The 21,835-nt window shown below is 65.8% G+C and carries 21 protein-coding genes; 14 read left to right on the forward strand and 7 right to left on the reverse strand.

Annotation, left to right across the window (positions count from 1 at the left end; translation table 11 throughout):
- The first annotated feature begins 82 nt into the window (after positions 1 to 82).
- The 6 genes from ATO6_RS05415 (at position 83) to ATO6_RS05440 (ending at position 7,402) form a co-directional block, all read left to right on the forward strand.
- A complete protein-coding gene (locus ATO6_RS05415) occupies positions 83 to 1,825 on the forward strand; it encodes a heparinase II/III family protein (RefSeq protein WP_088622878.1) in 1,743 nt (580 codons plus the stop codon).
- Between the two features lie 27 nt (positions 1,826 to 1,852).
- The gene (gene purH, locus ATO6_RS05420) at positions 1,853 to 3,454 is read left to right on the forward strand and encodes a bifunctional phosphoribosylaminoimidazolecarboxamide formyltransferase/IMP cyclohydrolase (protein ID WP_088622879.1); all 1,602 of its coding nucleotides are present in this window, start codon (positions 1,853 to 1,855) and stop codon (positions 3,452 to 3,454) included.
- 8 nt (positions 3,455 to 3,462) lie between these two features.
- Positions 3,463 to 3,972: a signal peptidase II gene (gene lspA / locus ATO6_RS05425; protein WP_088622880.1), complete on the forward strand. Its 510-nt coding sequence runs from the start codon at positions 3,463 to 3,465 to the stop codon at positions 3,970 to 3,972.
- A 52-nt stretch (positions 3,973 to 4,024) separates the two neighbouring features.
- Positions 4,025 to 4,546 carry a DUF3035 domain-containing protein gene (locus ATO6_RS05430; protein WP_088622881.1) on the forward strand — a complete coding sequence of 174 codons (522 nt, stop codon included), beginning with the start codon at positions 4,025 to 4,027 and terminating at the stop codon, positions 4,544 to 4,546.
- Between the two features lie 187 nt (positions 4,547 to 4,733).
- Positions 4,734 to 6,089 carry a pitrilysin family protein gene (locus tag ATO6_RS05435; protein ID WP_088622882.1) on the forward strand — a complete coding sequence of 452 codons (1,356 nt, stop codon included), beginning with the start codon at positions 4,734 to 4,736 and terminating at the stop codon, positions 6,087 to 6,089.
- Complete coding sequence (locus tag ATO6_RS05440) at positions 6,086 to 7,402, forward strand: pitrilysin family protein (protein ID WP_088622883.1); 1,317 nt, start codon at positions 6,086 to 6,088, stop codon at positions 7,400 to 7,402. The genes ATO6_RS05435 and ATO6_RS05440 overlap by 4 nt, the downstream gene beginning before the upstream one ends.
- On the opposite strand, the gene ATO6_RS05445 is transcribed toward ATO6_RS05440, so the two are convergent.
- Together ATO6_RS05445 and ATO6_RS05450 are read right to left on the reverse strand one after the other, a co-directional pair.
- The gene (locus ATO6_RS05445; protein WP_088622884.1) at positions 7,403 to 8,038 is read right to left on the reverse strand and encodes an SH3 domain-containing protein; all 636 of its coding nucleotides are present in this window, start codon (positions 8,036 to 8,038) and stop codon (positions 7,403 to 7,405) included.
- Positions 8,035 to 8,856 carry an ABC transporter permease gene (locus ATO6_RS05450; RefSeq protein ID WP_088622885.1) on the reverse strand — a complete coding sequence of 274 codons (822 nt, stop codon included), beginning with the start codon at positions 8,854 to 8,856 and terminating at the stop codon, positions 8,035 to 8,037. Before ATO6_RS05450 ends, ATO6_RS05445 begins: the two co-directional genes overlap by 4 nt.
- Before the next feature lie 134 nt (positions 8,857 to 8,990).
- On the opposite strand from ATO6_RS05450, the gene cysQ reads away from it, so the two are divergent.
- From cysQ to ATO6_RS05490, 8 genes are all read left to right on the forward strand, one after another.
- Positions 8,991 to 9,788 (forward strand): 3'(2'),5'-bisphosphate nucleotidase CysQ, encoded by a 798-nt coding sequence (cysQ, locus tag ATO6_RS05455; RefSeq protein WP_254919071.1) that lies wholly within the window; start codon positions 8,991 to 8,993, stop codon positions 9,786 to 9,788.
- 43 nt (positions 9,789 to 9,831) lie between these two features.
- A complete protein-coding gene (locus ATO6_RS05460) occupies positions 9,832 to 11,100 on the forward strand; it encodes a glycosyltransferase family 2 protein (protein ID WP_088622887.1) in 1,269 nt (422 codons plus the stop codon).
- 115 nt (positions 11,101 to 11,215) lie between these two features.
- Positions 11,216 to 12,106, forward strand: coding sequence for a UTP--glucose-1-phosphate uridylyltransferase GalU (gene galU / locus ATO6_RS05465; RefSeq protein WP_176440835.1), 891 nt, complete (start codon positions 11,216 to 11,218; stop codon positions 12,104 to 12,106).
- An 8-nt stretch (positions 12,107 to 12,114) separates the two neighbouring features.
- Complete coding sequence (gene galE / locus ATO6_RS05470; RefSeq protein WP_088622889.1) at positions 12,115 to 13,098, forward strand: UDP-glucose 4-epimerase GalE; 984 nt, start codon at positions 12,115 to 12,117, stop codon at positions 13,096 to 13,098.
- Positions 13,099 to 13,165: 67 nt separating this feature from the next.
- Complete coding sequence (locus tag ATO6_RS05475; RefSeq protein ID WP_254919072.1) at positions 13,166 to 14,308, forward strand: glycosyltransferase family 1 protein; 1,143 nt, start codon at positions 13,166 to 13,168, stop codon at positions 14,306 to 14,308.
- A 48-nt stretch (positions 14,309 to 14,356) separates the two neighbouring features.
- Positions 14,357 to 15,367 carry a glycosyltransferase family 2 protein gene (locus ATO6_RS05480; protein WP_088622891.1) on the forward strand — a complete coding sequence of 337 codons (1,011 nt, stop codon included), beginning with the start codon at positions 14,357 to 14,359 and terminating at the stop codon, positions 15,365 to 15,367.
- A gap of 16 nt (positions 15,368 to 15,383) precedes the next feature.
- Positions 15,384 to 17,084: a beta-1,6-N-acetylglucosaminyltransferase gene (locus ATO6_RS05485; protein ID WP_088622892.1), complete on the forward strand. Its 1,701-nt coding sequence runs from the start codon at positions 15,384 to 15,386 to the stop codon at positions 17,082 to 17,084.
- A 6-nt stretch (positions 17,085 to 17,090) separates the two neighbouring features.
- Positions 17,091 to 18,521: a sulfotransferase domain-containing protein gene (locus ATO6_RS05490; protein WP_088622893.1), complete on the forward strand. Its 1,431-nt coding sequence runs from the start codon at positions 17,091 to 17,093 to the stop codon at positions 18,519 to 18,521.
- Between the two features lie 54 nt (positions 18,522 to 18,575).
- On the opposite strand, the gene ATO6_RS05495 is transcribed toward ATO6_RS05490, so the two are convergent.
- From ATO6_RS05495 to lptC, 5 genes are all read right to left on the reverse strand, one after another.
- The gene (locus ATO6_RS05495; protein WP_088623422.1) at positions 18,576 to 19,040 is read right to left on the reverse strand and encodes a PTS sugar transporter subunit IIA; all 465 of its coding nucleotides are present in this window, start codon (positions 19,038 to 19,040) and stop codon (positions 18,576 to 18,578) included.
- A gap of 58 nt (positions 19,041 to 19,098) precedes the next feature.
- Entirely contained in the window at positions 19,099 to 19,668 is a 570-nt protein-coding gene (gene raiA, locus ATO6_RS05500; RefSeq protein WP_088622894.1) for a ribosome-associated translation inhibitor RaiA, read from the reverse strand.
- 254 nt (positions 19,669 to 19,922) lie between these two features.
- Entirely contained in the window at positions 19,923 to 20,681 is a 759-nt protein-coding gene (gene lptB, locus ATO6_RS05505) for an LPS export ABC transporter ATP-binding protein (protein ID WP_088622895.1), read from the reverse strand.
- The gene (gene lptA / locus ATO6_RS05510; protein WP_088622896.1) at positions 20,681 to 21,184 is read right to left on the reverse strand and encodes a lipopolysaccharide transport periplasmic protein LptA; all 504 of its coding nucleotides are present in this window, start codon (positions 21,182 to 21,184) and stop codon (positions 20,681 to 20,683) included. Before lptA ends, lptB begins: the two co-directional genes overlap by 1 nt.
- Positions 21,181 to 21,792, reverse strand: a complete 612-nt coding sequence (gene lptC / locus ATO6_RS05515; protein ID WP_176440836.1) for an LPS export ABC transporter periplasmic protein LptC — start codon at positions 21,790 to 21,792, stop codon at positions 21,181 to 21,183. Before lptC ends, lptA begins: the two co-directional genes overlap by 4 nt.
- Positions 21,793 to 21,835 lie beyond the last annotated feature (43 nt).

Consider the following 21,835-nt stretch of genomic DNA (forward strand, 5'->3'; position numbering starts at 1 on the left):
ACGCGGGCGAATCCCGATGACTTTCCCGACCCCCGGCGGTATCCTGCCCCGGCAGACGCCACAGAGCGTGAGAGGCAGGCAGATGACACGTCCCGAAAGACCTTCGGCCAGACGCGGTCGATTCCTCGACCGTCTGCACGCACGGCTGAGCGTCCTGTCGCGCCCCGTCACCACCTTCGTGTCCCAGCCCGAACCCCGCACCATCGGCAGTTTCGCCAAGGGGCGGCAGCTGCTGGTCGGGAATTACCTGTTCGCGGGCAGCCTCGTGTCCGACCCCGACAACGGAATCTGGGACATCGAGCCGCCCGATCTGGCCTTCGAGGAAGAGATCCACGGCTTTTCCTGGCTCGACGACCTTGCCGCGGTCGGTGACGCCAATGCGCGGGACCGGGCGCAGACTTGGCTCTGGCAGTGGATCGAGCGCTACGGGCGCGGACACGGACCGGGCTGGGTGCCCGACCTGGCCGGTCGGCGTCTGATCCGCTGGGTGACGCACGCGCTGTTCCTGCAGCGCAGCCTGGACAGCGAACGCAGCCGCGCCTTCTACCGCTCGCTCGGGCAGCAGACGATCTTCCTCGGCCGTCGCTGGAAAAGCGCGGGCACGGGCCTGCCCCGGTTCGAGGCCCTGACCGGCATGATCTATGCCGGGCTGTCGCTGGAGGGGATGGAGAAATATGTCGACATCGCCCTGCCTGCGCTCGCCCGCGAATGCGAGGCGCGGGTGGACGATCAGGGGGGCATCCCGACCCGCAACCCCGAGGAGCTGCTGGAGGTCTTCACCCTGCTGACATGGGCTGCCGCGATCCTCGTCGACACCGACCGCAAGGTCCCGGATGCCCAGACCTCCGCGATAGAGCGCATCGCCCCGACGCTGCGCACCCTGCGCCATGCCGACGGCGCGCTTGCGCGGTTCCACGGCGGCGGCAAGGGGCTGGAGGGGCGGCTGGATCACGCGCTGGCACAAAGCGGGGTCAAGGGGCGGCACGCCGACGGGCTGGCCATGGGCTATGCGCGGATCAGTTCCGGGCGCACCAGCATCATCATCGACGCCAGCGAAGCGCCGCAGGGGCGGGCGAGTTACAACGCCCATGCCTCGACGCTGGCGTTCGAACTGACCTCGGGGCGCAGGCCGCTGATCGTCAACTGCGGCTCCGGCGTCAGCTTCGGCGCGGAGTGGCGGCGGGCCGGTCGCGCGACGCCCAGCCATTCGACGCTGTCGCTCGAGGGGCTGTCCTCGGCCCGCGTCGTCCCGGCGAAAAAGGACGAAGGCCGCGAGATGCTGATCGACGGGCCCAAACGGGTGCCCATCCAGATCAGCCAGGCCAGCGACGGGCTGCGGTTCGAGGGCGGGCACGATGCCTATGTCGAAGGCTTCGGCCTGACCCATGCCCGGCGGCTGGAACTGACCTTCGACGGGCGCGGCATGGCGGGCGAGGATATGCTGCTGGCGCTGGAGGAGGCGGACAAGCGGCGTTTCGACAAGGCGATGGACGCGGTGCGGCTGGCGGGGCTGCCCTATCAGGTCCGGTTCCACCTGCATCCGGAAGTGGATGCCGAGATCGACCTTGGTGGATCTGCGGTGTCGCTGGCGCTGCGGTCGGGCGAGATCTGGATCTTCCGCCATGACGGCCGCACACAAATGCGGCTTGACCCTTCGGTCTATCTCGAAAAGAACCGGCTCAAACCGCGTGCGACCAAACAGATCGTTCTGTCCGGCCGCGCGATAGAGTATGCGACCCGCGTCCGCTGGTCCCTCGCCAAGGCGCAGGAGACACCCGTCTCCATCCGCGACCTGACGCGGGACGAGGCGGACCAGAACGCCTGAGACCGAAGCAAAGGGATATTCGATCCGATGACCACCACCGATACCGGCCTGCAACCGCTGCGCCGCGCGCTGATCTCCGTTTCCGACAAGACCGGGCTGGAGGACTTTGCCCGCGCGCTGGCCGATCGCGGGGTCGAGCTTCTGTCGACCGGCGGCACGGCCAAGGCGCTGCGCGATGCCGGGCTCAAGGTGCGGGACGTGTCCGAGGTGACCAAGTTTCCCGAGATGATGGATGGCCGGGTCAAGACGCTGCACCCGATGGTGCATGGCGGCCTGCTGGCGCTGCGCGACAATGACGGTCATGTCAGTGCGATGCTGCAGCACGGGATCGAGGCGATCGACCTGCTGGTCGTCAACCTCTACCCGTTCGAGGAAACCGTCGCCAAGGGCGCGGATTACGAGACCTGCATCGAGAATATCGACATCGGCGGCCCGGCGATGATCCGCGCCGCGTCCAAGAACCACGCCTTCGTCAGCGTGGTCACGGATGTGCAGGACTACGCCGCGCTGCTGGACGAACTGGAAGCCAACGAGGGCCGCACCACCTACGCCTTCCGCCAGCGGCTGGCGCTGACCGCCTATTCCCGCACCGCCGCCTACGACGCCGCGGTTTCCGCATGGATGGCCGGCGCGATCGGCGAGCCGACCCCGCGCCGCCGCGCCTTTGCCGGCACGCTGGCGCAGACGCTGCGCTATGGCGAGAACCCGCATCAGGCGGCGGCGTTCTACCGTGACGGCTCGTCCCGCCCCGGTGTCGCTACCGCGACCCAGCATCAGGGCAAGGAACTGAGCTACAACAACATCAACGACACCGACGCCGCGTTCGAACTGGTGTCGGAGTTCCGGCCCGAGGACGGTCCGGCCTGCGCGATCATCAAGCACGCGAACCCCTGCGGCGTGGCCCGTGGCGAAACGCTCCGGGACGCCTACATGCGGGCCTTCGACTGTGACCGCACGTCGGCCTTCGGCGGGATCATCGCGCTGAACATGGTGCTGGATGCGGCCACTGCCGAAGAGATCGCGGGCATCTTCACCGAGGTCATCATCGCCCCCGGCGCCGATGCGGCCGCGCGCGAGATTCTCGGCAAGAAGAAGAACCTGCGCCTGCTGACCACCGACGGGCTGGCCGATCCGGCGGCGCCGGGCGTGGCGTTCAAGCAGGTGTCGAGCGGCCTCTTGGTGCAGGATCGCGACAACGGGCGCATCCTGCCCGCCGATCTGAAGGTCGTGACCAAGCGCGCGCCCTCGGATCAGGAACTGCGCGACCTGATGTTCGCATGGACCGTCGCCAAGCACGTGAAGTCCAACGCCATCGTCTACGTCAAGGACGGCGCGACCGTCGGCGTCGGCGCAGGGCAGATGAGCCGTGTCGACAGTTCCACCATCGCCGCGCTCAAGGCGCAGCGGATGGCCGAGGAGATCGGGCTTTCCGAAACGCCGGCCAAGGGCTCGGTCGTGGCCTCCGACGCCTTCTTCCCCTTCGCGGACGGCCTGCTGGCTGCGGCGAACGCGGGCGCGACGGCTGTCATCCAGCCGGGCGGCTCGATGCGCGACAACGAGGTGATCGAGGCGGCGGACGAGGCCGGGCTGGCGATGGTGCTGACCGGCATGCGCCACTTCCGGCACTAGGGGCCGAGATGCGGCTTGTCCTGAAAACGGCCCTGGTGATCTTCGTCCTCGATCAGGTGACGAAGGTTCTGGTCGTGCACCTGATGAACCTGAAGAACAGGGGCGAGATCGACGTCTTCCCGCCCTTCGTCAACTTCCGGATGGCGTGGAATCAGGGCATCAACTTCGGCCTGTTCTCGGGCAGCGCGGATTTCATGCGGTGGCTGCTGATCGTGGTGGCCATCGTGGTCAGCGTCATGCTGCTGTGGTGGGTGCATTACGGCAATACCCTGCCGTGGTCGCGCAAGGGCAAGGCGGTCAGTCGCCCCGGACGGCTGGCCCGCTATTCGGTCGGGCTGGTCGTTGGCGGCGCCATCGGGAACGTGATCGACCGGTTGCTTTACGGGGCGGTTGCGGACTTTCTCAACATGTCCTGCTGCGGTATCGAGAACCCCTATGCCTTCAACGTCGCCGACATCGCGATCTTCGTCGGCGTGGTCGGGCTGATCTTTGCCCCGGACGAGAAAAAGGCCGGGTGACGCGGGCGGCGCGATACGGTAAACGAGGCGTTAAGACGGAACGGAGCACGCGATGAAGGCCATCACAGCGATCATCATTCTGGCGCTGCCCCTGCTCGCCGCCTGCACGGGCGAAGAGCGGGACATCCGCCTGCGGTCGTTCAATACCAACACGGGCGGCCCCGAGGAATTCGCGATCCTGCCGACCAAGCCGCTGGAACAGCCGCAGAGTTTTCGCGAGCTTCCGCAGCCGACCCCCGGCGGGTCGAACCGCACCGATCTGACCCCGCGCGAGGATGCGGTCGCCGCGCTCGGCGGGCGCCCCTCGGCGATGCAGCCAACGGGCGTGCCGGCCAGCGAAGGCGGCCTTGTGAACTACGCCAGCCGTCAGGGCCGCGATCCCGCGATCCGCGAGACGCTGCGCGAAGAGGACCTGGCCTATCGCAAGCGCGAGTCGCTGTTCGCCAAGATCCGGCTGTTCCGCACGGACCGCTACTATCCGGCCTACAAGAAGCAGTCGCTCAAACCGGTCACCACCGCGCGCACCTACCGCCGTTCCGGCTACGAGACGCCCAGCTTCCCGCCGGGCCGGTAAGTCTCACCCAAGGCTGAGGTCTTCGTTCCACGCGGCGGCATGACCCGCCGCGTTGCGAATGGACGGGCCTGCGCCATGCTGTCCGCTTCCGGTCAATTCCGCGTCACCCCGCTTGCGGCATCGGGGCCTGTCTCTATGTTGGCGCAAGGGACGCACCCGGAACACAGCGTCCGCGAAAGGAGCGTCGATGAAGCGGTTTGCAGCCATTTCCCTCAGCCTGATGCTGACAGTGCTGGGGCCCGTCGCGCCCGCGCTGGCCAGCGATCTGAACGATCAGGTGACCACCTTCACGCTGGACAACGGCATGGATGTCGTCGTGGTCGAGGATCACCGCGCCCCGGTCGTGGTGCACATGGTCTGGTATCGGGCCGGCTCCGCGGATGAAACGCCGGGTGTGTCGGGCGTGGCGCACTTCCTCGAACATCTGCTGTTCAAGGCGACCGAGAACATGGAGTCGGGCGAGCTGTCCAAGACGGTGGCCGAGAACGGCGGCACCGACAACGCCTTCACCGCCTATGACTACACCGCCTATTACCAGCGCGTGGCCGCCGACCGGCTGGAGCTGATGATGAAGATGGAGAGCGACCGGATGGTCAATCTCAAGCTGTCGGAAAGCGATATCGCGACCGAGCGGAACGTCATCATCGAGGAACGCAACCAGCGGACCGAGAACAGCGCAGGCGCACTCTACCGCGAACAGGCGATGGCGGCGCAGTATCTGAACCACCGCTACGGCGTGCCCATCATCGGCTGGAAACACGAGATGGAGGGCCTGTCGCGGCAGGCGGCGCTGGATTACTACAAGCAATTCTACACGCCGAACAACGCGATCCTCGTCGTCGCGGGTGACGTGACCCCCGACGAGGTTCGCACGCTGGCCGACAGGTATTACGGCGTGATCCCCCCGAACCCCGACCTGCCCGAGCGTGCCCGCCCGCAGGAGCCGCCGCAGACCGGCGAGCGGCGGATCATCTTCCGCGATCCGCGCGTGGCGCAGCCCTATGTCAGCCGCTCCTACCTCGCGCCGGAGCGCGACTCGGGCGATCAGGAAAAGGCCGCGGCGCTAACGATGCTGGCCGAGATCCTCGGCGGCGGGCAGACCTCCGTCCTGAACGAGAAGCTGCAGTTCGGGAACAAGAAGGCGCTCTATGCCTCGGCCTTCTATGACGGCAGCGCGCTCGACGACACGACCTTCGGCATCTACATCGTCCCGGTTCCGGGTCTGGGCCTGCAGGAGGCCGAGGACGCCTTGGATCAGGCGATTGCCGAGTTCATGGAAGAAGGCGTCGACCCTGACCAGCTGGAGCGCATCCGCACCCAGATCCGTGCCTCGCAGATCTACGCCCGCGACGACGTGAGCGCGGTGGCCCGGCTTTATGGCGCGGGGTTGACGCAGGGGCTGACCGTCGAGGATGTGCAGGCATGGCCCGACATCCTGCAGGCCGTGACGGCCGAGGACATCATGCAGGCTGCCCGCGACGTTTTCGATCACCGCGAGAAATCCGTGACCGGCTGGCTCCAGACCCAGGAGATGACCCAATGATCCGTTTCGTCGCCGTCTTCGCTATGACCGTCTTCGCCGCCCTGCCGCTGCGGGCCGAGGTGAAGATTCAGGAAGTCACCTCGGCCGGCGGGATCACCGCCTGGCTGGTCGAGGAACATTCGATCCCCTTCGTCGCGCTGGAACTGCGGTTCCGGGGCGGCACCTCGCTCGACCTGCCGGGTAAACGTGGGGCGACCAACCTGATGGCCGGACTGCTGGAGGAAGGCGCGGGCGATCTGGACGCGCGCGGCTTTGCGCGCGAGGTCGACAGCCTCGCCGCCGGGTTCGATTATGGCGCTTATGACGACACCTTCACCGTTTCGGCCAAATTCCTGACCGAGAACCGGGCCGAGGCCATCGACCTGCTCCGTCTCAGCCTCGTCGAGCCGACGTTCGAACAGGATGCGATCGACCGCGTGCGCCAGCAGGTGCTGTCGAACATCCGGTCCAACAAGACCGACCCCGACGATATCGCGGGCGAGGCCTTCGATCTGCGCGTCTACGGGGATCACCCCTATGCCACGCCGGGGCAGGGGACCGAGGAAAGCGTCACGGCGCTGACCCGCGATGACATCGTGACCGCATGGCAGAACGCGCTGGTGCGTGACCGCCTGTATATCGGCGTCGTCGGCGACATCACCGCCGAGGAGCTGAAGGTCATGCTGGACGACCTGCTGGGCGGGCTGCCCGAGACCGGACCCGACCTGCCGCCCGTGGCGGAGCTGGCCTTTGACGGCGGCACCCATGTGCAGGAGTTCGACACACCCCAATCCGTCGTGCGCTTCGGCCAGCCGGGCATGTCGCAGGAGGACCCGGATTTCTTCGCGGCGTTCCTGCTGAACACGATCATCGGCGGTGGCGGCTTTGACAGCGTGTTGATGACCGAAGTGCGGGAAAAGCGGGGCCTGACCTACGGGGTCTATTCCTACCTCGTGGACAAGGACCTGGCCAAACTGTGGATCGGCTCCGTGTCCTCCGCGAACGACCGCGTGGCCGAGGCGATCAGCGTGGTCCGTGACGAATGGGCCAAGATCGCGGCCGAAGGCGTGACCGAGGAACAGCTCGAGGATGCCAAGAAGTTCCTGACCGGCTCCTACCCGCTGCGGTTCGACGGCAACGGCCCGATCGCCAACATCATCGTCGGGATGCAGATCCAGGGGATGCCGATCGACTATGCCGCCACCCGGAACGACCGGGTGAACGCGGTGACGCTGGAACAGGTGAACCGCGTCGCGGCAGAGCTGATGGACCCGGAAAAACTGACCTTCGTCGTCGCCGGCAAGCCCGAGGGGCTGGACGGGACGTCGAACTGATCAGGGCTGAAGCGTGCAGCAGCCGGTGTAGTAGGTGACACCGGCTGTTCCGCGCAGCAGCAGATCGACCGTCAAGCCGTATTGCCGGTCGGACATCCCGTCACTGCATTCCGCATAGGCGATGACGGCGGTCCCCTCGGACAGTGCCGGATCGGCGGACTGAAGCGTCATCGCGTGACGGTCGCGCCGTCCGATCGACGAACCGCGCCATGTCTCGGAAAAGGCGGTGTCCGGCATGTCGGGCCCGCTCAGGACATAGCCGATGCCGTCGCTGCTCAGGCCCCAGAACGGTTCCGTCCCGCTGCACCGCGCCACCTCGGGGAACGCGCCGAAATACTGTCCCGGCTGCCGCAACATGTAGGCCAGCGAGACCCAGCCGGTGCCCTCCTGCGTGTTCACCAGACCCCAGTTGACGCCCGGCGCGAGTTCCAGCACCTCCACATCCATCTGGTCGAAGGCAAGCGATCCCACGATGGGTGCCGATGCGGTTGGCTCCGCCCGGACGTTCAGGACATCGTTCGATGCGACCCCACGGACATTGTAGAGGGCGGGATAGGCGTCCTGCGTGGCGGCCGCGGGGCCGGCGCAGGCCAGCGCGGCGACCAGTGCCAGCAGCGGACCCGCGCGCCGGATCATCGCCGCGCGCCCCAGCTGACCGAGGCGTGGCGGCGGGTGTAGAACTCGATCATCAGGCCGATCATCAGCAGAACAAGGCTGAGGTAGATCGGATACTCCACGCTGGAATAGCGCGGGTAATAGTTGATGAAGATATGTCCCCGTGCCTGGTCGATGGCGTGGAACAGCGGGTTCCAGTCGAACATCGCCAGCATGTAGCCCGGCAGGGTGTTGGCCAGGAACATCTTGCCGGAGGCGATCATGTTCGCCCGCTGGTAGATGGTCGAGATGATGCCGACCGTGCGCGGGAACCACGGCTTGATCGCCAGAAACACGAGCCCGATCGCCCCGCCCGAGAACCACGCGATCAGCAGGCAGCCAAGCGCGCCGATGGGTTCCTCGATGGTGATGGGGCTGAAGATGGCGTGGTAGATGAACAGGATCACCACCAGCGACAGCACCTGGATGTAGAGCGTGCCGAGCGCCGCCGACAGGATCGAGATCGCCGTGTTCATCGGCGCGTGCTTCATCATCTGGCCGTTCGGCCCCTCTGACCCGACGACCGAAGCCAGCGTCTTGGTGTGCGTCATGAAGAGGAAAATCCCCGACATGATGTACAGCAGGAAATCCCCCCGCACGGCCGAGCTGCGCAGGCCGAGGACAGAGAACATGACGTAGAAGGCGATCACGAACATCGCCGCCTGCAGCATGTTGAACAGGATAGAAAGAACGGCGTTGTTGTGCGACTTGCGCACGTCCCGGACGATGGAATGATAGATCAGGTTGGCGTGCTGTGCCGCCGACGCCATGGTCGTGCGGGGTGTGTTCTGCTCAAACATGATGCGCCCGGCCTCTTGCCCTCTGGCGGATCGTGACAGGGAAATCTTGCCGATCCGTCGAGGTTTGACCATAACGTGAACGGCAAATGTTTTCAAATCAACACGCTGTTGCCCCAGTGTGGAAGGAGTGCTTTTTGGATCACGCCAAGCTGACCACCGTTATGCGCCGTCTGGCGCTCGAAGCGGGCGAGAAGATCATGGAGATCTACGACGCCGACGATTTCGAGGTTAAGACGAAATCCGACGCCAGTCCTGTGACCGAAGCCGACGAGGCCGCCGACGCGCTGATCTCGGCGGGGCTGCGCGCGGCTTTCCCGGACGTCGCGCTGGTGACGGAGGAACAGGCTGCGACCCATGGCGAAAGTGCGAGCACTTTCCTGATCGTGGACCCGCTGGACGGAACCAAGGAATTCGTCAACCGGCGCGGCGATTTCACCGTGAACATCGCCTATGTCGAAAACGGCGTGCCCCTGCGCGGGGTGGTCTATGCGCCCGCCAAGGGGCGGATGTTCTACACGCTGGAAGACGGCTCCGCGGTCGAGGAGGCCGGTCCCTTCACGCTGGACACACCCGGCGCAACCACGCCGATCCGGGTCGCGGCATCGGACAACGCGGCGCTGATGGTCGTGGCCTCCAAGAGCCACCGCGACCAGGCGACCGACGACTACATTGGCAAATACGCCGTCAAGGACATGAAGAGCGCGGGATCCTCGCTCAAGTTCTGCCTGGTGGCGACGGGCGAGGCCGACCTCTATCCGCGCGTCGGCCGCACGATGGAATGGGACACCGCCGCGGGCCATGCAGTTCTGGCCGGGGCCGGGGGCAAGGTCGTGCGGTTCGACGACCACACGCCGCTGACCTATGGCAAGGCGGATTTCGCGAACCCGTTCTTCATCGCCTTTGCGCCGGACGTGGACCTGAAACCCGCGTGAAGCCGGCGCAGATCACCGTCGCCGCAATGGCCGTAGCCCGGCCATGACCGGCGCGCCGACGGTCAGTGTGATCGTTGTAAGCCGGGGCCGTCCGGTAAGTCTGACCCTGTGTCTGACCGGGCTGGCCCGGCTGTATTATCCGGCTTACGAGATCATCGTGGTCGCGGACCGGACGGGGCTGGCGGCCGTCCGTGCGGCGGGGTTCGCCGAGGAGATCAAGACGGTCGGGTGCGACGAACCCAACATCTCGGCCGCGCGCAATCTCGGTATCGCAGAGGCGGCGGGCGAGATCGTGGCCTTTATCGACGACGACGCCGTGCCGGAGCCCGCGTGGCTCGATCACCTCGTGCAGGGTTTCCGGTTCCCTGAGGCGGCTGCGGCGGGCGGCTACGTGCTCGGGCGGAACGGTATCTCGTTCCAGTGGAAGGCGCGCAGCGTAGATCATACCGGCCTGGCGCAGCCGCTTGACGTGCCCGGCGACGCCCCGGTGCTGCTGACGCCGGCCGATGGCCGGGCGATCAAGACCGAGGGCACCAACATGGCGGTCCGCCGGGACGTGCTGGCCGAGATGGGCGGGTTCGATCCGGCCTACCGCTTCTACCTCGACGAAACGGATCTCAACCTGCGTCTGGCGCGAGCCGGGCATGCAACGGCGATCGTTCCGCTGGCGCTGGTGCATCACGCCTATGCCGAGAGCGACCGGCGCACCCGCACCCGCGCACCGCTCGACCTGTTCGAGATCGGGGCCAGCACGGCCGTTTTCCTGCGCAGGCATTGCCCCGAAGAGGAACACGCCCGCATTTTTCAACGCCTCCGCGAGGGCCGCAGGCGCGCGCTGATCGGCTATATGGTCGACGGGCGCATAGAACCGCGCGACGTCGCGCGACTGATGCGGCGGCTGGATGAAGGGATCGCTGACGGCATCGCGCGCCCGGTGTCGCAGATGCCGCCTATCGCGCGCGCCCAGCACTGGTTCCTGCCCTTCGAAAGCCGCGCCAGCGGCGAGACGAAGGTGATCGGCGGACGGTTGGTCCGGGCGCGCCGTCATCGGCAGAAGGCACGACAGGCCGCGGAGCAAGGGCATACCGTTTCGCTCTTCCTGTTGTCCCGCACCGCGCTCGCGCACAGGGTCCGGTTCACCCGCGACGGCGTGTGGGAACAGATCGGCGGCCTTTGGGGGCGCAGCGGCCGCGATAAGGGTCGCGTCCGGCTGACGACGTTCGCGCGCAGGATCAACGATGAGGCGTTTCGCGTCGCTCTGAGCCGGAACTTGCCGATTGTGGAGCCGTCCGATGCAAAGAACCTGCAGTGACGTTCTATAAACAAGCCGTTACTTGTTTACGCGTTTTCACCACTATTTTGACCTGCTAAGAACTTAGAGGACCTCTAAAGCGCAGTTTCTGGCGCTGCGAGGACAAGGAGACATTATGCGATCGAAGGTCAGTAAAGCCATTTTCCCGGTTGCCGGACTTGGAACCCGTTTCCTGCCAGCCACGAAATCGGTTCCGAAAGAGATCATGACCCTGGTGGACCGACCGCTGATCCAATACGCGATCGACGAAGCTCGGGCCGCCGGTATCAAGGAATTCATCTTCGTGACGTCGCGCGGAAAATCCGCGCTCGAGGACTACTTCGACCATAGCCCGCAGCTCGAGGCCGAGCTGAAGCGCAAGGACAAGACCGACCTTCTGGAAGTCCTGCGGCAGACCGACATGGACAGCGGCGCGATCGCCTATATCCGTCAGCACAAACCGATGGGCCTGGGCCACGCGGTGTGGTGCGCACGGCGGCTGATCGGGAATGAGCCCTTTGCGGTGATCCTGCCCGACGACGTGATCGCGGCCGAGAAGTCCTGCCTGCAGCAGATGGTCGAAGCCTTCGAGGAAACGCCGGGCAACATGGTTGCCGCCATGGAAGTGCCGATGGACAAGGCCAAGAACTACGGGATGCTGGACGTCGCCGAGGATCACGGCAACCTCGTTTCGGTCAAGGGTATGGTCGAAAAGCCCAAGGAAAACGCACCGTCGAACCTTGCGGTCATCGGGCGCTACATCCTCACCCCGCAGGTGCTGAAGAACCTGAACGCGAAGAACACCGGCGCGGGCGGAGAGATCCAGCTGACGGATGCCATCGCCCAGGAAATCACCGAAAACCGGCCGGTTTATGGCTTCCGGTTCCAGGGCCAGCGGTATGACTGCGGCTCCAAGGCAGGCTTCCTTCAGGCGACCGTCGCCTTCGGCCTCAGCCGGCCGGAATTGCGTGACGAGCTGCTCGCCTACCTGCGCGAGACGGTTCACATGGATCAGGCGGCACAGTAGGGCGGGTCATGACAAAGGTACTCGTCACCGGCGGTGCCGGGTACATCGGTTCGCACGCCTGCAAGGCGCTGAAAGCCGCAGGATTTACCCCGGTCACCTTCGACAACTTCGTCACCGGCTGGCGTGATGCGGTCAAGTTCGGCCCCTGCGAAGAGGGCGACCTGACTGACCGCGCCCGGCTGGACGCGGTCTTTGCCACCCATGCCCCGGTCGCCGTGATGCATTTCGCCGCCCTCAGCCAGGTCGGTGAATCCATGCAGGTGCCGGGGAAATACTGGCACAACAACGTCACCGGATCGCTGACGCTCATCGAGGCGGCGGTTGCGGCGGGTTGCATGAACTTCGTCTTCTCCTCGACCTGCGCGACCTACGGCGAGCAGGACAACGTGGTGCTGGACGAGGACAGCGTGCAGATGCCGATCAACTCCTACGGTTCGTCCAAGCGGGCGATCGAGGAGATCCTGCGCGACTTCGAAGCCTCGGACGGGCTGCGGCACGTGATCTTTCGCTACTTCAACGTGGCGGGGGCCGATCCCGAGGGCGAGATCGGCGAGCACCACCGCCCCGAAACGCACCTGATCCCGGTCATGCTGGACGCGATCGACGGCAAACGCCCGGCGCTGACCGTCTTTGGCACCGATTACGACACACCGGACGGGACCTGCATCCGCGACTACGTGCATGTCTGCGATCTGGTCGATGCCCATGTGCTGGGCTTGCGGCGTCTGCTCGACGGCAAGGGCAGCCGGGTTTTCAACCTCGGCACCGGCACCGGATTTTCCGTGCGCGAGGTGATCGAACAGTCGAACGCGGTCACCAATCGCGCGGTGCCCTACGAAGAAGGCCCGCGGCGGCCCGGAGATTGCACGCGGCTGGTGTCGGGGTCGACCCGCGCCGAGGCGGAACTGGGCTGGACCCCGACCCGCTCGACCCTGCCGGTGATGATCGCCGACGCATGGCGGTGGCATCAGACTGGCCACTACGACAAATAACCCGCCCCCCGCGCGGTGCCTGGACGTCACGCGACTGGCGAGCCGCGCCGGGCGCGCGCTGACCGGGGTGGACCGGGTTGAGCGCGCCTATCTGGTCCGGCTTCTGCAGGAGGACACGCCGCTTTACGGGCTGGCGCGGGTCGTCGCGGGTTACGTGCTGCTGGATCGGGCCGGGCTGGCGGGTTTGCTGTCGCGGGTGGATGGCGACACCCCTTGGGGTCCGGCGGACCTGCGTGCCCGGCTGAGCCGGTCACTGAGCCCGGCGCAGAGACAGGCCGACGCGGATTTGCGGAGACTGGCCATCCGGCGGTCCACGCGGCCGGGTCTGGAGCGGATGCTGCGCGCGGCGCTGCCTGCCGGGACGGCCTATCTCAACACCGGCCACTCCAACCTGACCGACCGGGTGCTGCGGGCCGTGCGGTCCGTGCCCGGCGGACGGATCGCGGTGCTGATACACGACACCATCCCGCTCGACCTGCCGGAGATGCAGCGCGAGGGCACAGTCGCCCGGTTCCGGGCGATGTTCGACCGCGTTTTGCGGCAGGCTGACCTGATCATCTGCAATTCCGAACAGACCCGCCGCGACGTGATGCGCCACGGCGGTGCGGCGGCCGGTGGTCCCGATGTCGTGGTCGCGCATCTGGGTGTCGAGCCGCCGCGCCCGGATGCGGGCGCCGTGCCCGCCGACCTGCCGACAGGGGGCGCGTATTTCATCGCCGTAGGCACGATCGAGCCACGCAAGAACCACGCGCTGCTGCTGGACCTGTGGGCCGAGATGGGCCCCGCCGCGCCGCCGCTGCTGATCTGCGGCGCGCGGGGCTGGCGCAACGAGGACGTGTTCGCCCGGCTCGACTCGCTGCCGCCGGACGGTCCCGTACGGGAGCTGTCCGACCTGACCGACGGCGCGATTTCCGCCTTGGTCACCGGCGCGCGGGCGCTGCTTCAGCCCAGCATCGCCGAGGGCTTCGGCCTGCCACCAGTAGAGGCCGCAGCCCTCGGAACCCCAGTCGTTTGTGTTGATCTGCACGTATACCGCGAAATCCTTGGGGATATTCCCGTTTACCTGCCCGTCACGGATCGGCTATCGTGGCGCAAGACCATAAATAACTTGACAGAGGCTGACGGCAGAACGACCGGCACGGGTATGAGAAACGGCTATGTACCGCCCCGGTGGGAGGAACATTTCAACGTCGTCTTAAAGATGACGTGATAGCCGCAGACCTGCCGGCACCGGACCGCCGGGGCGGATGGGGCAGAATTGGGCGTCGTGCAGTCATACCGGCTGAGGCTCCAGCGGAAACGCTGGCTGATCCGCGCGTTTCGGAAACGCCGCGAACTCAGGAACGTTTCTGACCGTACGGACCAGATCCGCAAGCGGGATATCCTGCTGTTCTCGACCATGCGGAACGAGAAGATCCGCCTGCCCTATTTCCTGCAATATTACCGGGACATGGGCGTCGCGCATTTCCTGATGGTCGACAACGACAGCACCGACGGCACGCGCGAATACCTCGCGGATCAGCCCGACGTGTCGCTCTGGTCGACGACCCGCAGCTACAAGCGCTCGCGCTTCGGCGTGGACTGGCTGAACTGGTTGCAGATGCGTTATGGCCACGGCCACTGGACGCTGACCGTCGATCCCGACGAATTCCTGATCTACCCGTTCTGCGACACCCGCCCTCTGTCGGCGCTGACCGACTGGCTGGACGCCTCGTCGATCAAGTCGTTCTCGGCCATGCTGCTGGACATGTATCCCAAGGGTCGCATCGACGCGGAGCCCTACAAGGCCGGTCAGAACCCGATGGAGATCGCGTCGTGGTTCGATTCCGGAAACTACGTGATTTCCCGCAACAAGCGGTTCGGCAACCTGTGGATCCAGGGCGGGCCCCGGATGCGGGTCTTCTTCCCTGACACCCCGGAAAAGGCGCCGGCGCTGAACAAGGTGCCGCTGGTCAAGTGGGATCGCAAATACGCCTTCGTCAGTTCCACCCACATGCTGCTGCCGCGCGGGCTGAACCTCGTCTACGACGAATGGGGCGGGGAAAAGGCCAGCGGCATCCTGCTGCACACCAAGTTCCTGCACACCTTCGGCGACAAGGCGGCCGAGGAACTGTCGCGTAAACAGCACTACTCGGCCTCTGTCGAATACCGCGCCTATGCGGAAACCCTGCAGGAGAACCCGGACCTCTGGTGCCGGTGGTCGGAAAAATACATAAACTGGCGACAGCTCGAGATCCTCGGGCTGATGTCCAAAGGCAACTGGGCATGATGGCGGAGGAGCCCATGTGACCGTCGGCATAGTGATGCTCGTTCACACGGCCCTCAACAGGGCCGAGCAAGTCGCGCGCCACTGGGCCGCGGCCGGGTGTCCTGTTGTCATTCACGCCGACACCAACGTGCCCCGCTCGGTCTACAACGCCTTCCGCAAGTCGCTGTCCGACGTGGACATCGTCCGCTTTTCGCATCGCCACCGCTGCGAATGGGGGACATGGGGTATCGTCGCCGCCACGCAGGAAGCGTCCGAGCTGATGCTGAAGGAGTTTCCCGAGGTGCGGCATGTCTACCTCGCCTCGGGCTCTTGCCTGCCGCTGCGGCCGGTGCAGGAGCTGAAGGACTACCTCGCCGCGCGGCCCAAGACGGACTTCATCGAAAGCGCTACGACCGCCGATGTGCCCTGGACAGTGGGCGGGCTGGACAGCGAACGGTTCACCCTGCGCTTTCCCTTCGCGTGGAAGAAGAACCGGTATCTCTTTGACCGCTACGTCGCGCTGCAGCGCCGGTTCGCCCTGCGGCGCAAGATGCCGAACGGGGTCACGCCGCATATGGGATCGCAATGGTGGTGTCTGACGCGGCAGACCCTGTCCGCCATCCTGCAGGACCCGGAACGCCCGGTGTATGACCGGTTCTTCAAGCGGGTGTGGATCCCCGACGAGAGCTATTTCCAGACACTGACCCGGCTCTACTCGCAGCACGTCGAAAGCCGGTCCCTGACGCTGAGCAAGTTCGACTTTCAGGGCAAGCCGCACATCTTCTACGACGATCACCTGCAGCTGCTGCGCCGGTCCGACTGCTTTGTCGCCCGAAAGATCTGGCCGCATGCGAACCGTCTCTACCGCGCCTTCCTGACCGATGCCGAGGGTGCGCTGAAACGGACGGAACCCAACCCCGGCAAGATCGACCGCATCTTCCGCCGCGCGGTGGAGCGGCGGACGCGGGGCCGGTCGGGCCTCTACATGCAGTCGCGCTGGCCGAACAGCGGGTGGGAAAACGGCGCAACCTGCGCCGAATACTCGGTGTTCCAGGGCTTTTCCGAGCTGTTCGAGGACTTCGAGCCCTGGCTGGCACGGATGACCAACATCCGGGTGCACGGGCATCTCTATGGTCCCGACCGGGTGGAATTCGCCGCCGGACACGAGGTCATCAACGGTGCGATTTCCGACAGCGCGGCGATCCGCGACTACAATCCGCGCAGCTTTCTGACCAACCTGATCTGGGCGACGCGGGGCGAGCGGCAGGCGTTCCAGTTCGGGCCGAACGACAATCAGAAGATCATCTGGGACCTGTCCAAGGACGCCAACGCCCAGATCTCGGTGATCTCGGGGGCCTGGGCGCTGCCGCTGTTCAACTCGAACCGCAATTTCGGCGAGCTGCGGGTCGAGGCTGCGAAGATGCAGAAGATCGAGGCCAAGTTCCTCGATGCGCTCAGGTCGCCCTATGCCAAGGCCCGGATCCGCATCTGGACGATGGCCGAATTCATCGAGGCCCCGATGGAGCCGCTGCAGATGGTGATCGAGGAGCTTGGCATCCGGTCCGCGCGTCGGCTGTCCGAGGTGCCCAAGATGGTCGACCTGACCGGCTTTGGCCAGTTCCTGCAGAACCTCAAGAACCAGGGGATGCACCCCTACCTGATGGGCGACTTCCCGGCCGCCTCGGAACCCGCGCCGCGGGTGGCCAAGAAACCGAAACCCTACCTCGTGCAGAAGTAAGGACACATGAGCAGGCCGTTCGACCACTTCGTCATGTTCGCCGAGATGCGGACAGGTTCCAATTTCCTGGAGGCGAACCTGAACGCCTTCGCCTCCGTCACCTGCCACGGCGAGGCATTCAATCCGCATTTCATCGGCTATCCGAACCGGACCGAGATCCTTGGCGTGACCGAGGCCGAGCGCAATGCCGACCCGGCCCGCCTGATCGCCACGATACGGGATCGGACGGAGGGGATCGGCGGCTTCCGCTATTTCCACGACCACGACCCGCGCGTGTTCGACATGGTGGTCGACGACCCCCGCTGCGCCAAGATCGTGCTGACCCGCAACCCGGTCGACAGCTATGTCAGCTGGAAGATCGCGCAGTCCACCGGTCAGTGGAAACTGACCGACGTCCGTCGCCGCAAGGAAGAGGCAGTGGAGTTCGACACCGCCGAGTTCGAGGCCCATCTGGAGGCGCTGCAGGCGTTTCAGGTCCGGCTGATGAACGCGCTCCAGCGCAGCGGTCAGACGGCGTTCTACGTGGCCTACGAGGACCTGCAGGACGTTGCCGTGATGAACGGGATCGCCCAGTTCCTCGGGATCGAAGACCGGCTTGAGCGACTGGACCAGAGCCTCAAGCGCCAGAACCCGGCCCCGGTCGAGGAAAAGGTGACGAACTTTGCCGGCATGGAACAGGCGCTGGCGCGGCTGGACCGGTTCAACCTGTCCCGCACCCCGAATTTCGAGCCGCGCCGTGGTGCCGCGGTGCCGTCATACGTCGCGGCGGCCGAGGCGAAACTGATGTATCTGCCCGTCCGCTCGGGGCCCGAGGATGCGGTGCGTGCGTGGATGGCGGCGCTGGATGGCGTGGCCGAGGATCAATTGCGCGACCGGCTTTCCCAGAAGGAGCTGCGCCAGTGGAAACGGCGCAATCCGGGACATCGCAGCTTTACCGTCCTCCGGCACCCCGTCGCCCGGATCAACGCGGCCTTCTGCGAACGTATCCTCGACACCGGCGCCGGTTCGCTGTCCGAGATCCGGCGCATCCTGCGGCAGAAATACAAACTGCCGATACCGGGGCAGGGACCGGGCGCGGACTGGGATGCCGCGCAGCACCGGACGGCGCTGATGGCGTTTCTGGATTTCGTAAAGGCCAACCTCGCCGGGCAGACCAACATCCGCAACGATCCGTCATGGGCCACGCAGGCGGCCACGGTCGAGGGCTTCGGCCAGTTCGCCCTGCCGGACATGGTGGTGCGCGAGGAGGAGATGGCGGACTGGCTGCCGGCGCTGGCCGCCAGCGCCGGCGTCAAGGATGCGCCCCGGCCCGCAATCCTGCCGGACACCGGACCGGTGCCGCTGGCGGATGTCTACGACGCCGAATTGGAGGCCAAGGTCGCGGATGTCTATCAGCGCGACTACATGATCTTTGGCTACGGTCCGTGGAAAGGGTGACGGGCGGCCGGTCCGCCTGACAGGCGATACCGGTGCCCTGTCGAGGCAGACCGATCAGGCGGCCTGCATGTCCTGATCGGAGGTCAGGATCGCGTAGAGCGTCGCCGGATCGTCGTTCGACCGCAGCTTCTTGCACATCGCCGGATCGCGGAACGTGCGCGACACCTGTGCCAGCGCCTTCAGGTGTTCGACGCCCGCGTCCTTGGGGGCCAGCAGGCCGAACACCAGGTCGACCGGCTGCCGGTCGAGGCTGTCGAAATCCACCGGCTTCTCCAGCAGGATGAACACGCCGCGCACATCATCGATCCCGTCCAGCCGGGCGTGGGGCAGGGCGACACCGTGGCCGACGCCGGTCGGGCCGAGGTTCTCACGCTCCATCAGCGCCTCGACGACCAGTCCGGCCTCGAGCCCGTAGGCCCCGCTGGCCAGTTCGCCCAGATCGTGCAGCAGTCGCTTCTTGCTCGACGCAGACCCGATGACCTTGACGGCCTCGGATTTCAGAATTGCCGACAGGTTCATGTCGCCTCGTTGCGTTTTGGCAATCGCCGCCCACTTGGGGCGGCGATGCGTCATCCGTTCATGCGCGGGGGTCTATCCAGCCGATGTTGCCGTCATCGCGCCGGTAGACCACGTTCAGCGCATCCTTGCCTTCGTGGCGGAACACAAGAACGGGAGCCCCCGCGAGTTCCATCTGCATAACTGCCTCACCGACCGAGAGAGACGGGATCCGTGTCTCCATCTCGGCCACGATGATTGGCTGCAGATCAGAGCCGTCCGATTCCTCTTCGGCCTGATCCGCGGCGAGGATATACGAGGACGCTTCCAATTGTTCAACCGGCGATGTCCGCTTGCTGTGGTGGTCTTTCAGGCGCCGTTTGTAGCGCCTCAGCTGCTTCTCCATCTTCTCGTTACAGGACTCGAATGCCGCATAGATCTCGTTGGCGTGGGCCTTGGCCTGAGCCGTAAGTCCGGTGCTCAGGTGCACGGTCGCCTCGCAGACGAATTCGTGCGCGCTCTTGGAAAATATGATCATGGCATCCGTCGGACGCTCGGCGTATTTCGCCACGACCTCGCCCAGCCCGTCCTTGACGTGCGTCTGCAGGGCGTCGCCGATGTCGATTTGTTTTCCGGTGATCTGGTAGCGCATTTTGACTCCTTCCCGATGGGCAAGGCGGCCGGGATCCGGGGCGTGCACCGCGCCGGATTGAACAGGGCCGCCTAACCGAGATAAGACCGCCTGAGTTCCATGCAAGCCGCCGTTCCGGGTGTCCCGGACCATCGGCTGCAACTGGCGGAACGCATGGCGGTCATACGCCCATTTGAGTCGAGCGCCCCCCGTTCTGTCAATCGAATCCGTCGCGCAGGGTGTCCGCGGGCTTACGAAACGACGCCGGGACAGGGTCAGTGGATACGGAAACTGTCGCCCAGATAGACCCGGCGCACGTTTTCGTTTTCCACCACCTCGGAGGGGCTGCCGGACATCAGCACCTTGCCGTCATGCAGGATATAGGCGCGGTCCACGATCTCCAGCGTCTCGCGGACGTTATGGTCCGTGATGAGGACACCGATCCCACGGTTCTTGAGGTCATGCACGAGGTGCCGGATGTCGGCGACCGAGATCGGATCGACCCCCGCGAACGGTTCGTCCAGCAGCAGATACTTGGGATCGGCCGCCAGGCAGCGCGCGATTTCCACCCGCCGCCGTTCACCGCCGGACAGGGCAAGGGCAGGGGCCTGGCGCAGGTGGCCGATCGAGAAGTCGGACAGCAGTTCCTCCAGCCGCTCGCGCCGCTTGTGAGGGTCCTTCTGGCTGATTTCGAGGATCGCCATGATGTTGTCTTCGACGTTCAGCCCGCGAAAGATCGACATCTCCTGCGGCAGATAGCCGATGCCGAGCCGGGCCCGGCGATACATCGGCAGGCCGGTCACGTCGCGCCCGTCCACGACGACATGGCCGCCCTCGGGCACCACCAACCCCGCGATGGAGTAGAATGTCGTCGTCTTGCCGCAGCCGTTCGGGCCGAGCAGCGCCACGACCTCGCCCCGGTCGAGCGAGATCGACACGTCGCGGATCACCACGCGCTTGCGGTAGCTCTTGCGCAGATTGACGATCCGCAGCCCCGAGGAGCCTTCGATGGCGGAAAGCTCCGGCGCGGCCATCAGTTGCTGCCCGGCTGCAGCAGCGTGCGGACCCGGCCCTGCATTACTGCGGTGCCGTTATCGAGGCTGATCGTCATCCGTTCCGATGTCAGCGTCGTCTGCCCCTGCACCACGGTCACGGAGCCGCTCAGCACGATTTCGGCGGCATCCACGTCGTAGTCCGCGCGTTCGGATTCGGCGACGTCCTCGCCGCTCACGATCACCACGCCGCCGGTCGCCTCGAGGCTCTGGATCCGGCTCTGGTCCTCGGCATACCGCACCAGCACGCGCGGCGCGGTCATCCGCAGGTCGCCCTGCGTCATCTTCACGTTTCCGGTGAACTCTGCGGTGCCATCGTTCTGACTGATGGCAAGGCTGTCCGCCTCGACCTCCACCGGTTCATCGCTGTTCTGGGCGTTCTGCCCGAAGGCGAGGTTCGATCCCTGCGCCATTGCGGGCGCCGCGGTCAGGGCGAAAGCGCAAAGGGACAGGGCAAGCAGGAGGCGGTGCGCGACGTAATTCATGGTCGGTCCTTCGATCGGTCGGGCACGTATACCAGCTTCACCCCCCGCATGAAAACCAAATGCGCGTCATTGCCCTCGCGCGTTGGCTGCAGGACCATGCCACCTGCCGTGACCGTGCCCTCCGGGCCCTGCGCCGTCACCGGTCCGGTCGCGCGCGCTTCGAGGGTCGACAGGACGATCTCGATCTCCTCGGTCCGGATGTCGTGCCCGGTCGAGGCGCTGACCGTCACGGCCCCGCGCAGGGCGGCGATGTCGCGACCGCGGTCCACCTCGGCGCTGTCGGCGCGGAAGCGTATGGCGGTGCCGTCGACCATGTCGATGGCGGCGGCGATGCCGTTCGCGCTGAGCCTCTGCGGGTCGGTCGGGTCCGGCAGGATCTCGTTCGCGGTCAGCTCGATCAGGTCGCCGCGCGCGGTGGCACCGGCGACGCTCGGCAGCGTGACCTGCTGCCGCTCGGCGCGGGTTTCCAGCTCGCTCTGACCGAAGGGCAGATCGTCGGGGGGTGCAGCCTTGCGGGCAAACAGGAACAGCCCTGTCAGCAGGGACAGCGCGGCCACCGGCAGGGCGATCCCCAGCACTCCGACGACACGGCTGCGCAGATCACGCATCAGCCCGCCCCGCACCGCCGGTCGCATGGGCCGAGGCGGTGGA

This window comes from Oceanicola sp. 22II-s10i, assembly GCF_002210105.1.
In the GTDB taxonomy this organism is placed as follows: Bacteria; Pseudomonadota; Alphaproteobacteria; order Rhodobacterales; family Rhodobacteraceae; genus Pseudooceanicola.